The sequence below is a fragment of the Microcoleus harperi Pol14_C6 genome, from assembly GCF_036701295.1.
GTDB lineage: Bacteria > Cyanobacteriota > Cyanobacteriia > Cyanobacteriales > Microcoleaceae > Microcoleus.
In genome coordinates this window covers 43,725-56,938 of sequence record NZ_JAUBQN010000030.1, presented here as the reverse complement: position 1 = coordinate 56,938, position 13,214 = coordinate 43,725, and the positions used below count along the sequence as shown (strand labels likewise).

The following is a 13,214-nucleotide window of genomic DNA, read 5'->3' as shown; positions in this document are numbered from 1 at the left end:
CCAGGCCATCCACCCCAAATCCTATGATGCGACTGTCCGATTCTGATTTGAGAATATCTGTGTTAGCTGTGACCCACCACAAGATGGAAGAACGAGAAAATTTTCCAGATTTTGACTCTTATCCCGTCTCCGCCGACCGACAATGGAGCAACGTCCCAGACCCAGAAATGGATAAATACCCCACAACTCCCGAAACAGAGTCAACCAACGGCAATAGCCCACAACCCGAAGCAATTCCCCCGGTTCCCACACCAGAGCCAGCAGCAGAAGACTCGAAAGCAGTAGCCGAAACTCCCGAAAAAGAAACGGGATTTCTGCCAGTGCTTAAAAACCCAAATTTTCTAGCATTGTGGAGCGGGCAAGTTTTTTCCCAACTAGCAGATAAAGTTTATCTCGTACTGACGATCGCCCTCGTAGCCAGCCGCTTTCAAGCGCCAGATCAAACCATCAGCAGGTGGGTATCGGCAATCATGATTGCCTTTACGATTCCCGCAGTGCTGTTCGGGGCAGCCGCAGGCGTGTATGTCGATCGGTGGTCGAAAAAAGCAGTGCTAGTCGCCACAAACCTGCTGCGGGGAGGCTTTGTTTTAACATTGCCCGTACTGCTGTGGCTCTCTGACGGGTGGGAACTCGGTCAACTGCCGCTCGGATTCTGCTTGCTGCTGCTAGTGACATTCCTCGTTTCGACTCTAACTCAATTTTTCGCTCCAGCAGAACAGTCAGTGATTCCCCTAATTGTGGAACGCCGCCACCTGCTATCGGCAAACTCCCTTTACACCACAACCATGATGGCTTCGGTGATTATTGGCTTTGCAGTCGGAGAACCCTTACTAGCTTTAGCAGACACCCTATTTTCCAACCTCGGCGGCGGACTCGGCATCGGCAAAGAATTAGTAGTAGGCGGAAGTTACGCCTTCGCCGGAGTGCTGTTGCTGTCGATGAAAACAGGCGAAAAAAACGAAGTCGAACACGAACCGCCGCACCCCTTAGCAGATTTGCAAGACGGCCTGCGTTACATCAACGATCAACCGAAAGTCCGCAATGCTTTAATTCAACTAATTATTCTATTTTCCATTTTTGCAGCCTTGGCAGTTCTAGCAGTTCGGCTGGCAGAAATCCTCCCCGGTATGAAAGCGTCGCAATTTGGCTTTTTGCTGGCGGCGGTGGGCGTTGGCATGGCTGCTGGGGCAGCGACAGTCGGCTATCTCGGCCACAAATTTTCTCACTCCCAACTGAGTTTAATCGGATCGATCGGCATGGCATTTGCTCTGATGGGCCTTTCTGCATTTACCCACCATTTGTGGCTCTCGGTGCTGTTCATTACCCTGTTGGGTTTATTTGCCTCATTGGTGGGAGTGCCGATGCAGACTACAATTCAAGCAGAAACCCCAGAAGAAATGCGGGGAAAAGTTTTCGGGCTGCAAAACAATGCCACTAATATCGCTTTGAGTTTACCGTTGGCTTTGGCCGGGGTAGCGGAAACATTTCTGGGTTTGCCGACAGTATTTTTGGCTTTAGCAGGATTAGCGATGGCTGGGGGTGTCTTAACCTGGTATATTTTCCGTACCAGTAATAGTAAAGTCGATCGAAGCTAAAAAATAACAAACTCTGATTTACTCGAATGCACATCGCTTGGCTAGGAAAAAAATCACCTTTTTGCGGTAACGTCACTTACTCCAGGGAAGTCACCAACGCACTACTAGACCGGGGATACCAGGTCAGTTTCCTGCACTTCGCCCAAGAAGCGGGCCCGCTGGACAGGAACAATACGGCGTGGAGTATGGCCAATGGTTCGTGGGGCAAGGGAATTGCTCAAACCTCATATACCAATTCGCTCTCGCCCGCTAGTTGCAACGAAGTCTCTTTACCCTGTCACTACAAATCGCAAATTTATACGATTCCCACTCTCAAGTCCCGCACAGTGCTGATGAAATCTCTGCGGCGGCTCAAACCCGATGTTGTTCACGCTTCCCTGACGCTTTCGCCTCTAGACTTTTTGCTGCCCGAAATTTGTCAAGAATTGAATTTGCCTCTGGTGGCGACTTTTCACCCGCCGTTCGATCGCAAATTGCGGAATTTGACATCGGGAACCCAACACCTGATGTATCAACTGTACGCTCCGTTTTTGGCTAACTACGACTCGACGATCGTTTTTTCTCAGATTCAGCGGGATATATTGGTGAAGTTGGGAGTCCCACAGGAACGGGTGGCTGTGATTCCCAACGGCGTCGATGCTGTTAAATATTCTCCAGGACCTTCGGGGTTGAAGTCGGAATTAAAGGCCGATCGAATTTTTGTTTACCAAGGCCGCATTGCCCAGGAGAAAAATGTCGAGGCTTTGCTCAAGGCATGGAAACAGTGCAATTTTGGCCCTGGGAACGTATTGGCGATCGTAGGCGACGGGCCCCTAGCCGCCTCGCTGCAACTGTTTTACGGCGAAGATGATGGCATTGTGTGGCTCGGATTTGTTGCCGAGGAGGAACGCCGGATCGAAATTCTGCGGGGTGCAGACGTATTTATTTTGCCTTCTTTGGTGGAGGGACTGTCGCTGTCGCTGCTGGAAGCGATGGCCTGCGGTTTAGCTTGTTTGGCAACGGATGCCGGTGCTGACGGCGAGGCCTTGGAGGAAGGCGCGGGGATAGTTTTGAACACTCAGCGGGTACGGAGTCAGTTGCAAACCTTGCTGCCGCTGTTTTGCGATCATCCTGAGTTGGGAATGCTGCTCGGTCAAAAAGCACGCCAACGGGCGCTCGACCGCTACACTCTCAGTCAGAATATTACTGAGTTGGAAAAGCTTTATGCAGAGGTTTTGCAAAAGCAGCGCGTACTAATTCGCGGTTTAGCATGAATGTTGCTCGTTCCCCGGCTTTACCGGAAGACGCAGATTCGGAGGAAGAGCCTCCTCGCAGCCCCAAAGGAGGCTCTTCCCTATGGCTATAGGTTGCCAGGAAGAGGCGGGAAGTCGATCCATCCGTTACATCGGAAGAAAGCGAATCCGTTGCCGAACTTTTCTACCCTTCCGGGCGCAAATAATCCCAAAGTCGATCGCCCGAATCGGCCCGAATCAAAGCAACCACAACATCCGGCAAACTTCCCAAACTCGGATAAACAAAATAACGCGGTTCCCACTTCGGCCCAAACTTATCTTTAAAACTGTGCAATCCCTTAAAATTATAAAACTTGCTCAAGTGTTCCGAAAGATAAATCAGAACCTTTTCCAACCGCCCAGATTTATCAGCCTCTCCCACTCCCGCCAAAGCCGACAAACCCAAATCAAATTCTTCATATCCCAATTCTTGACAATGCTGCAACATCGAAGCAAACAAACACTCCATCGTGCCATTTTCCACCTCAGTGCGACGCCGCATTAAATCAACTCCCACTACCCCATCTCCCGCCGATATCATATTAGCAAAAGCACTAATTCTACCGTCGGGAGTGCGGATGGCTGCGGCGCGAGTTTCCCGCAAATATGCCTCGTCAAACCAACCCACCGAAAACTTTTTTTCCGCGCCTTGAACCATTTGCAGCCACTCGTCGCTGACGAGTTTCATTTGCCGCATCAATTCGGAACTTAAAGGAGGTTCGTAAAATTCGATTTGATAACCGGCTTTTGTAAGTCTGTTGATAGCAGTTCTCAAGTTTTGATTGCTCTTGCCTTTGAGAGTAAAAGTTTTGAGATTGACAATAGCTTCTTCGCCAATTTGCACCACTCGAAAACCGAGAGTAGAATACATTTCTAGATCCTGGGGCAAAGTTTGATAAAATGCTGGATACCAATCATTGCGATAGCAAAATTCTTGAAACCCTAGAATTGCTTCTTTGCGGTCTTCAGCAGGCCCGATGGGGTCTCCCAAAGCGATCGCACCTCTACCTTTCGGCACATAGGCGATCGTACTTTTTCCCGAAGGACTAAAATAATAAGATTTATCCGGAAGCAACGCCAGTCTCGCTAGCGTTGTCTGCCCATATTTTGCTACAACTTCTTGAGCTTTATTCCGTTCCGAAATACTTGCCGAATTTCGTAGCAGTACCGGCCGCAGCAGCATTAAAAGTGCGTAACCAAGCGTTACTGTACCTACAGCATAAATCGAATCTGCAAAAAAGTTAGCAAACCGATTTTTCGGAACCAACCCCGCATTGTCCGCCGTAAAAAACATGGCAAAAGTCTGGAACAAAGCTGTGTCTAAATCAAAATTAACCGCTTGTCCGTTAACTTTAAAACCCCCATCCAGAATGTAAAAACCCGCCGTCCCGTAAGCCAGCGTAAACAGCAAAGCCCCCAGCAAAACCCGAATTCCTTGAGCAATTGAAGGGCGATCGGATTTAGCTGTAAACGTCTTCCGCATCACCAACAAATGAAACAGCAGTACCCCAGAAAGCAAGCTTTCTTCAACATCCAGTCCCTTGACTAAATGAATTACAATAGAAACGATTAACAATCCCACAGTCAGCCACCAAGCAATCCGCTTGCGCCGCAACAAATTAGTTGCCAGAGTTAGCAGCATAAATCCGATAACTGCTGCAAAAAAATGCCCGCCCGCACGCACGGGAAAAGGAAAAAACGGCTCCAACCAATTTCGGCGATCGGGTAAACTGGGAGTTACCGCAGACAGCAAGTTAATAACTCCTACCAATCCGGTTAAAAATGATGCAGTCCAGAGTCCAATCCTAGTTTTTTGAGGTAACACTGTTTACCTTTCTAATTTTTCTGTGTTGCCAGTGATATTTTAAACTGTTTTCCGACATAGCTCAAAGAATCGGCTAAATGCTTGTGCCAATAATTCCAACCGACATCCGGGCCGACAATCCCGTGTCCTCCCGGAAATTTGTTAAACTCGTTGGCTATACCCAAACTGTTTAATTGCTCGTGAAACTGTTGAGTGGAAGTCAGAAATTTTTCGTCTGCTTCCCCCGCATCCAAATAAGCACGCAACTGCTGTTTATCTTTAACAGGGAGTTTTTCTACTAAATATTTAGGACTGTTAGCCTTGCCGCTTTGATCTGTAAAATAACCGCTGTGGCTGAACAGAATATTAAAATTATTCAAGTAGCGCAAACCGATATTAAAAGCTCCCCAACCCCCCGAAGATTGTCCTCCCATTGCCCAGAATTTGGGGTCTTCCAGCGTTCTGTAGCGCGATTTTACGATCGACACTAACTCGGAGCCGATCGCGCTTCCCACCTTACCGTTGGGCCCGTCAAAATACTGCGGGTCCCACAAAGGACTCGTACCCCGCTTGTCGTTCCCGTCAGGAGTAATTACAATTGATGGCGGCAATCTTTTGCTTTTATATAAATCGTGAAGCACAGAAGTAACAGCAGCTTTGTCCTGATAAGCGCGCGCGTCTCCGTGTCCGCCGTGCAGCAAAAAAATGACTGGATAGCGCTGTTTAGGATTTTTTGCGTACCCAGGCGGCAAAATTAAGCCGTAGGTGCGCTCTGAATTCATAGCTGCACTTTTATATGTTTTGAGTTCAAAATTTAAGTTGGCATCTACTACTACTTTCGGAGGGTCTAACTGAGGTGCTCCGGCAATAAAAACGTACCAGTATCCAGTCGCGCCGAGGAGGACGATTGTACCCGTACCGATACCTAAAACTTTTCCCAGCCACTTAGGCATACTTTCAATCTCTATTTTTTGTCTGCGATCGCAATCCGTACATTATATGCAAGTATATTGTAGAACTGTAGGTGAGGTCGACCGCACATTTTGCAGCTAAACTGCAACGGTCTCTGGGGCCCGTTCCACAGTTAAACTGCAACGATGTTAAATTATTCAATTCTTTAATCTAAAATGGTATGACTTATCGAAATCCCGCTCCTACAGTTGATATTATCATCGAATTAGCCGATCGCCCCCATCGGCCGATCGTACTCATCGAACGCCGCAATATTCCCTACGGCTGGGCAATTCCCGGCGGCTTTGTCGATTACGGGGAATCCGTAGAAACGGCGGCAAAACGCGAAGCTTTAGAAGAAACAAGCTTGAATGTAGAATTAATTGAGCAATTTTACGTTTATTCCGACCCAAATCGCGACGCCCGCGAACACACTATCAGTATTGTATTCTTGGCTTCTGCAACCGGGGAACCTCAAGCGGCCGACGATGCTAAAAATTTACAGATTTTTGAATCTTGGCAGATTCCCGATCAATTATGTTTCGATCACGATCGCATTTTGCGCGATTATTGGCGTTACCGTCATTATGGATTGCGGCCGCGTTTGTAGGGTGAGGATTTGTTAACCGCAGATGCACGCGGATTAACGCAGATTGATTGCTATGATTTATCGGTGATTTATCTGTGTTAATCTGCGGTTAAATTCATTAAACTAAATTCTATGGCAAGCTTGACAATATTAGGCGGAGGTGCTTGGGGTTCAGCACTGGCAAATCTGGGAGGCAAAAAAGGCGATCGAGTTAATTTGTGGTCGCGCAGCAGTTCTTTTAATCTCGAATCAGTTATAACAGGTGCGGATGTTGTTGTTTCGGCAGTTTCGATGAAAGGAGTTGGAGCAACGGTCGATCGACTTTTGGCTTTAGAGTTAAGTCCCAGTACAATTATAGTTACGGTCACCAAAGGTTTAGACCCCGCGAGCACGCGCACTCCGTCTCCAATTTGGCAAAATGCCTTTCCTAACAATTCAATAGTGGTACTTTCGGGCCCCAATCTTTCCGAGGAAATTCAGCAGGGGTTGCCGGCTGCAACGGTAGCGGCGAGTTCGGATTTAGCTGCGGCCAAGCAAGTGCAAAATATTTACAGTTCTGATATTTTTCGGGTTTATGTGAATGAAGACCCGCTGGGGACTGAGTTAGGTGGAACTTTGAAAAATGTATTTGCGATCGCCGCTGGTGTTTGCGACGGTTTACAATTAGGAACTAATGCTAAATCTGCTTTGCTGACTCGCGCTTTGCCGGAAATGATTCGGGTGGGAGTGCGTTTGGGAGCTCGCGCAGAAACTTTTTACGGTTTGTCTGGTTTAGGAGACTTGCTCGCTACTTGCAACAGTCCTTTATCGCGTAATTATCGGGTTGGCTTCGGATTAGCTGAAGGCAAATCTTTAGAGCAAATTTTGCAGGAATTACAGAGCACTGCTGAGGGAGTCAATACTACTAATGTGTTGATTGATTTAGCTAATCAACGCGGCATTGAAGTGCCTGTTTCTCGTCAAGTTTATCGCTTATTAAATGGTGAAATTACTGCCGAACAAGCCGTTTTATCGCTGATGGAACGAGCTTTGAAACCGGAGATTTTATAATCTGTACGGCTAGATAGGTAAGGACTTAAGCAAAGCCTAAGTCCTTACCCTTACCTCAAATTTCAAGAAGTGGGTTCACGAGTTGCTAGTTATAAATTAAGAGTTCTCAGCGACATTGGTTGAGCGATCAGATTAATGTTTTGAGCGCTCGGTAGATAAAGAGTTTAAGGCATTGAAGATGAGTTGTGAATCCCAAACTCTTTAACTGATCGCTGCTACTACTTAAGTCATAACTTAATAACTCATAACTTGCAGAGGTAGTTGCACCAGCTTTACATCTTGCCTTGCTGCATTACCTGTTGAAGGTGCTGCCGAATTTCCTGCGTGTGTTCCATGTCAGCTTGCTGCAATTTTTTAAACAGGTCAGCACAAGGCTGAGAACCCATTTCCTGAGCATCTTTCATGTAAGTTTCGTAGGCTTTCAAAGCTTCAGACTTGTTTTGCAAAACAGTTAACAAATCATACTCGAGGTTGCTAATGACTGTACTACCGTTAGTATTCATACACTGACCCTCTGCTAGGATTTGTCCCAAGTTTGACCGATCCAGAGATGACTGTTCATCTGTCTAAAAGGGTAGATAATTTTTACTTTCCGCCGTAATAAAATGCAACTTCTTTATCTTTCAGCGGGGCGAAGTCTGCAGCAACGAGCATTTTATCGAGCTCGCTTTGAGGCAGATGTTTGACACCGATTCGGACAATGCGCGATCGCATGGTATTTGACACGCCACTGCGCTGTCTGCCCGCTTCTAATCCCATCACTTGCTGGTAGAGGTCTAATTTTGCTTGCGGAATCGGAGTACCGTCAAAGTCGATTCCAGAGGCAATCGCCACATCGATCGCATCTGCACCAGTTGTAGATTGAGCCGCTGAGTTTGTTTCTGAAGACATTGTGCAAATTAAATAAAAAGGACGATCGTCATTAAAAGTAGTTTAGTTCTAAAAGTGCCAAAGTTGAACACCAAACTCTAGCACAGCTCAAAACAACGTAAACTCGTGAAACAGGCTAAACAGTCCCCCTCACAGTGTTCGATTAAGGACAGTTTGGCACAAGGGCGAGCTCATCGAGCATTGCTTCAAACAAAGGATTGCCAAAACTCATCAATTGCAGTGAAGCATTTTCGTTTAGCAGATTTACGGGCATGATTTTCTCGATGAATAGTTTGGGCGTTTTTTTATACAGTCACTTTTTTAACTTCCATCCATAGGGCCGAATATGATTGAAATTAATCGTATCAATTCCAATGTTTTCAAGGTAATTAGTTAATTTAAAGTCATCAGTCAGTACGAGATACTTATTTTTTGCAAGAGTGGCTATTCCACAATCCGTTAAGCCAAATTTAGTAAAATTGTCTGTCCTAACAACCTCCGTACTTTCCAGATAGGATTCATTTAATCTGGCCACTCCTTCAGCAAATACAGACAAACATTGAGAACGTTCGGGTTCCCCAAGCTGATTCGCTAAACTGTTAACTTCTGTCAGAATGTTGGGAGTTGTAACTATTTTGTTAAAATCAGACAAAATTTGCAGCAAAGTATCGTAATCTTCTGGCACAAATTTTTCGGTACGATTAAATTTTGAAATTCGCTCCCGGTTAACCGTACCAACAAACCATAGCAAAAGGATATTTGTATCAATTAAAATTCCTTTCTGTTTGTATTTCTCAAATAAAGACCGAACAAAATCTTTCATACTTCGCGAATTTTCATAGACTGCACTTCCCCAGTAGTGGCATCTATTTTAAATACTTTATACTCTCGTTCATAATTGGGAGTTGGCATTAAATTAGCAAGGGGATTGCTTGTTTTATCCACGGGTCGGATAAACCCCAATGTAATAAACCAGTGTTTTTTATCCTCTGAGAGTTCTGCTTCTTCCAGCCTCCAATCTTCCGTAGGATAACCTATCACATCTTGCAGAGAACCAAAATATCGTTGAGCAGCACCTACTGCATTTCGCACATCAATAGTCATAATAAATTCACCTCTTCAATAATTTACTTGTTATCGGACTATGCCTGATAAAGTCGCTCCCGAAGCAGAGCCTCGCTTACATCGGTTCCCAGGCAGAGCCTTGGAAGCAGTTAAATCTGCATTGGTATTATCCCAAAAATTTATAGATTAATATTCAAATACCTCTGCTTTTTCAATGATAAACCATTCGTGGTACAATACTGCTAAGAAAAAAAATTCTCCTTTTGGGCGATCGCACACAGCCATATATCCAGATACAAACATATCATCGTCAAAAGTTGTATCCTTAAGAAACAGAGTCAGCGAGTTGCCATCCGCGCTCCAAATTGTCCGCCAAATCGTGATATTTTGGTGACGAGATGCTTCAACGGGCAATAACACCCACTGCCCCTCAATCTCGATAAATTCTGGTTCGCCGCATCTCAACTCAGACTCCCATGTCTCCGGCCCTTCATGCTTCTCAATAATCCGATCCCACCGCACTGTTTTAATCTTCGCTAAAGTTTCGTTTGACAAATCAGCTACTTTCATCAGATTAATTTCCTAATAAAATTAACTGGTTCCCAGGCTCTGCCTGGGAACCGATGTAAGCGATACTCTGCCTCGTTTGTGGCTGGGAAATATTGGAGGCAGAGCCTCCTGATATGCGTTCCAAGGCAGAGCCTTGGAACGAGTAGATACGTCAAATCCGTTACTTTCATAATTTCAATCTTGCAATAAGGTTCATAAGGCTTTCAAAGCATTTGAACGATTGCCATTGGCAATTTTACCACACCAATAATGTGCCTCTTCATTACTGATCGCTATAATTCCCTCGGCAATATTAGCAATTCGTTCGCTTTTCGATATCAATCGGCTGAAAAATTCCCGGATTAAGGTTTTAATGCCATCAGTTGCGAAGGTATTGGCCAATAATTTATTGGCATCTCGATAAACTTGAGGTGCAGTTCCTTCGACTACCAGCCGCAATTTTGCTGCAAATAAATCAATAGACAAATCTCCCGATAAAAGCTCATTTTTGAACACGCAGGTATCAAAGATTAATGGCAGCATCTCAAAGCTACTTAACTAATAATATCAATTCCGCTCTTCATCGGAATTATTCATCTCTCTCTTGTCTCCTTCTGTGTTCTCTACGTTCTCGGCGGTTAAATCATTCCGATATCCAATAACTAATGACTAAAATCGACATTTCCCCCACTGACAATTATCCCAACTCTCGCATTTTCAGCTTTCACAACACCTGAAAGTAAAGCTGCTGCCCCCAGCACTCCTGTCGGTTCAACAACAATCTTCATGCGTTCCCACATAAAAAACATTGTGCTGCGAATCGCCTTTTCTGAAACTGTTGCCATATCATCAACATAATGCAGCACCAAAGGAAAGGTTAATTTCCCCAAAGATGGCGTGCGCGCACCATCAGCAATCGTATCCGGGTTAGTAACTGTTTGCAGCATTTTCGTGCGGAACGATCGCGCCGCATCGTCTGCTTGTTCCGGTTCTACCCCTATTACCTTACACTGCGGAGACAAAGTTTTGGTCGCGATCGCGCATCCCGACAGCAAACCCCCGCCACCGCAACAAACTAACAGCAAATCCAACTCCCCAACTTCTGCGATTAATTCCAGCGCCGCCGTACCTTGTCCCGCAATCACCCACGCATTATCGTAAGGAGGAATAATTGTCAAGTGCCGTTCGGCGCCAATTTTAGCGGTTAACTCTTCGCGGGAAACTTGAGTGCGATCGTACAAAATAATCTCTGCGCCGTAGCCGCGAGTCGCTTCTTGCTTGACTTTGGGCGCATCTGCCGGCATGACAACAGTAGCAGGAATTTCTAGCAACCGTGCCGCCAACGCGATCGCCTGCGCGTGATTTCCCGAAGAAAAAGTCAACACTCCCCGCTGTTTTTCGGCTTCAGATAGCTGCATCAAAGCATTGCAAGCACCCCGAAATTTAAACGAACCCGTGCGCTGAAAGTTCTCGCACTTGAAAAATACCTGAGAATTTGTGCGTTTGTTGAAAGTTTCCGAAGTCAGCACCGGCGTCTTGAAAGCTTTGCCCTGCAAGCGATTTGCCGCCGCCTCCACATCCGCGAAATTGACTGACAAGGAATTTTGGACACAGAAGTCGGCACTCATAGATTTTAGATTTGGGCGATCGAGGACTCTATTTGTAGGGTGGGCATTGCCCGCTTCACTCCTACCATTAAACTATAAATTTTTATCATTAGCTGTTGCGCTTAATTATTAAAAAAGCTGTTGACTGAAATCAAAGCTATGACAATTTACTATCAAAAAGTAAAGGGTCGTTTGTACTTGCACAGGAGAAGAATTAATGAATACAAATTTAACCAGCGCCGATTAATTGTAGGGAAACGGCAAGGCGCCGTGTGCTGATTTTGGGTAAGATCAAATCCGTTCGCATCGGAATTATTCATCTCTCTCTTCCCTTTCTCTGTATCCTCCGTGTCCTCTGCGGTTTAATAATTCCGATACAACCGGAATCGATATAACGGGTAAAATAAACCAGATTGGATGGTGAAATTGCCCTCGCGAGTGCGATCGATCGACTCTAACCCTAGACAACAACGTAAAAGAAAACTTGGCTATGCCATTTCCCTACCCAAAAAAGAGCGACTAAATTGTTTAACAATAACCAAAAAAAGGACACAGTATTACTGTGTCCTTACCTGTTTATTGTAGGAACACGGCTTGCCGTGTCCCTAACCGTACCGCCGATATCCCGATTAGGATTTTTGTCCTTTAGAACAAGAACAATTCAGAATTACCGGTCGGTCCCAAATTGACATCGACCGTGGCAAACAAACTGTTACCACCAACCGTAGAACCGTTGCTATCGTAATACAGTTTAGTAGACAAACCGTCGTAGATAGCCATGATGGATGGCCCGGTTAAAGTTGCTTCAAACACAGTTACATCAGACACTGTACTGCTGTAAGCGTAGAAACTCGAACCCAAAGGCCCAGATCCGGTTGTAAAGGCTGCAAAACCAGTGCTGTCGAGGTTAATTACATCATCAGCAGTGCTGTAATTGGTAATTAAATCCCCGCCGTCAGCAGTAGTTCCGCTGAACACAAACACATCCAAACCAGCACCGCCGTTGAGAACATTGGTTCCCACACCACCGATTAAAGTGTCATTCCCGATACCGCCGTTGAGAGTATCGCTACCGCCACCGCCGAAGAGGCTGTCATTACCATCGTCGCCGGAAATGCTGTCGTTACCGAAACCACCGTCGAAAATGTCGGCACCAGAACCGCCACTGAAGATGTCAGCAAACTCAGTACCCGTGACGCTGTTATCAGTCGCATCTCCGGTAAACAAGACAGGAGTGGTGAAGTTGTAACCGCCAGCACCTGAACCGAAATTGTTAAAGGCGATGGGGAAAGTGTTCCCAGCAGAAGTTAAATCGGCAACGCTACCTGAGTTGGTAGTAGTCGCATTATCAGAGGCGGTGGTACCTGTAAATACAAAGTCCGCCGTTCCCAGATTGCTAACAGCAGTACCCAGATTCGCAATCAAGGTAGAACCACCCGCTGCGGTACCGTTCGAGTCAAAATACAACACTGTTTCGTTCGACGCATTCGTAAAGGCGAAGAAACCAGCAGTTGTAGAATTGCCCAGGGCTTTAGCTTGTGCAGCTTCCAAAGAGGCATAACTGCCACCTGTGAAAATCACTAACTCTTTGCCAGTAATGTCAGGATTTGAACCACTTACAGCGTCAAAGTTAGTCGTAGTCAAATTACCGAAAGCGCTCGCGCTAAACTCGAATTTGTCAGTTCCAGAGGTAAAGTCAGTAATCGTATCACCGCCTTCGCCTGCTGCTTTGTAAACAAACAGATCCGCACCAGCACCGCCAGTCAGAATATCTGCACCGCTGCCGCCGCTGAAGATGTCAGCAAACTCAGTACCCGTGACGCTGTTAGCATCAGCATTTCCGGTAAACAAGACAGGAGTGGT

At 45.9% G+C, this 13,214-nt stretch carries 14 protein-coding genes; 4 read left to right on the top strand and 10 right to left on the bottom strand.

Annotation, left to right across the window (positions count from 1 at the left end; translation table 11 throughout):
* Positions 1–23 precede the first annotated feature (23 nt).
* The gene (locus QUA27_RS19440; protein WP_333069822.1) at positions 24–1,595 is read left to right on the top strand and encodes an MFS transporter; all 1,572 of its coding nucleotides are present in this window, start codon (positions 24–26) and stop codon (positions 1,593–1,595) included.
* Positions 1,596–1,621: 26 nt separating this feature from the next.
* Positions 1,622–2,848 carry a glycosyltransferase family 4 protein gene (locus tag QUA27_RS19435; RefSeq protein ID WP_333069821.1) on the top strand — a complete coding sequence of 409 codons (1,227 nt, stop codon included), beginning with the start codon at positions 1,622–1,624 and terminating at the stop codon, positions 2,846–2,848.
* A 163-nt stretch (positions 2,849–3,011) separates the two neighbouring features.
* On the opposite strand, the gene QUA27_RS19430 is transcribed toward QUA27_RS19435, so the two are convergent.
* Together QUA27_RS19430 and QUA27_RS19425 are read right to left on the bottom strand one after the other, a co-directional pair.
* Positions 3,012–4,691 (bottom strand): phosphatidylglycerol lysyltransferase domain-containing protein, encoded by a 1,680-nt coding sequence (locus QUA27_RS19430; protein ID WP_333069820.1) that lies wholly within the window; start codon positions 4,689–4,691, stop codon positions 3,012–3,014.
* A gap of 11 nt (positions 4,692–4,702) precedes the next feature.
* Positions 4,703–5,623 (bottom strand): alpha/beta hydrolase, encoded by a 921-nt coding sequence (locus QUA27_RS19425; RefSeq protein ID WP_333069819.1) that lies wholly within the window; start codon positions 5,621–5,623, stop codon positions 4,703–4,705.
* A gap of 179 nt (positions 5,624–5,802) precedes the next feature.
* On the opposite strand from QUA27_RS19425, the gene QUA27_RS19420 reads away from it, so the two are divergent.
* Together QUA27_RS19420 and QUA27_RS19415 are read left to right on the top strand one after the other, a co-directional pair.
* Positions 5,803–6,231 carry an NUDIX domain-containing protein gene (locus tag QUA27_RS19420; protein WP_333069817.1) on the top strand — a complete coding sequence of 143 codons (429 nt, stop codon included), beginning with the start codon at positions 5,803–5,805 and terminating at the stop codon, positions 6,229–6,231.
* A gap of 111 nt (positions 6,232–6,342) precedes the next feature.
* The gene (locus tag QUA27_RS19415; RefSeq protein ID WP_333069816.1) at positions 6,343–7,260 is read left to right on the top strand and encodes an NAD(P)H-dependent glycerol-3-phosphate dehydrogenase; all 918 of its coding nucleotides are present in this window, start codon (positions 6,343–6,345) and stop codon (positions 7,258–7,260) included.
* A gap of 272 nt (positions 7,261–7,532) precedes the next feature.
* On the opposite strand, the gene QUA27_RS19410 is transcribed toward QUA27_RS19415, so the two are convergent.
* From QUA27_RS19410 to QUA27_RS19375, 8 genes are all read right to left on the bottom strand, one after another.
* On the bottom strand, positions 7,533–7,763 hold the full coding sequence (locus QUA27_RS19410; RefSeq protein WP_333069815.1) for a hypothetical protein: 231 nt from the start codon (positions 7,761–7,763) through the stop codon (positions 7,533–7,535).
* Positions 7,764–7,845: 82 nt separating this feature from the next.
* Positions 7,846–8,151 carry a small RNA NsiR4-regulated ssr1528 family protein gene (locus tag QUA27_RS19405; protein ID WP_333069813.1) on the bottom strand — a complete coding sequence of 102 codons (306 nt, stop codon included), beginning with the start codon at positions 8,149–8,151 and terminating at the stop codon, positions 7,846–7,848.
* A 292-nt stretch (positions 8,152–8,443) separates the two neighbouring features.
* A complete protein-coding gene (locus tag QUA27_RS19400) occupies positions 8,444–8,953 on the bottom strand; it encodes a PIN domain-containing protein (RefSeq protein ID WP_333069812.1) in 510 nt (169 codons plus the stop codon).
* Complete coding sequence (locus QUA27_RS19395) at positions 8,950–9,234, bottom strand: hypothetical protein (RefSeq protein WP_333069811.1); 285 nt, start codon at positions 9,232–9,234, stop codon at positions 8,950–8,952. Before QUA27_RS19395 ends, QUA27_RS19400 begins: the two co-directional genes overlap by 4 nt.
* Positions 9,235–9,381: 147 nt before the next feature.
* A complete protein-coding gene (locus QUA27_RS19390) occupies positions 9,382–9,765 on the bottom strand; it encodes a hypothetical protein (RefSeq protein ID WP_333069809.1) in 384 nt (127 codons plus the stop codon).
* A gap of 192 nt (positions 9,766–9,957) precedes the next feature.
* Positions 9,958–10,287, bottom strand: coding sequence for a DUF7680 family protein (locus QUA27_RS19385; RefSeq protein ID WP_333069808.1), 330 nt, complete (start codon positions 10,285–10,287; stop codon positions 9,958–9,960).
* Between the two features lie 119 nt (positions 10,288–10,406).
* Complete coding sequence (locus QUA27_RS19380; protein ID WP_333069807.1) at positions 10,407–11,372, bottom strand: threo-3-hydroxy-L-aspartate ammonia-lyase; 966 nt, start codon at positions 11,370–11,372, stop codon at positions 10,407–10,409.
* Between the two features lie 624 nt (positions 11,373–11,996).
* Positions 11,997–13,214 (bottom strand): calcium-binding protein (locus tag QUA27_RS19375; RefSeq protein ID WP_333069806.1); only part of this gene is annotated, 1,218 nt, incomplete at its 5' end.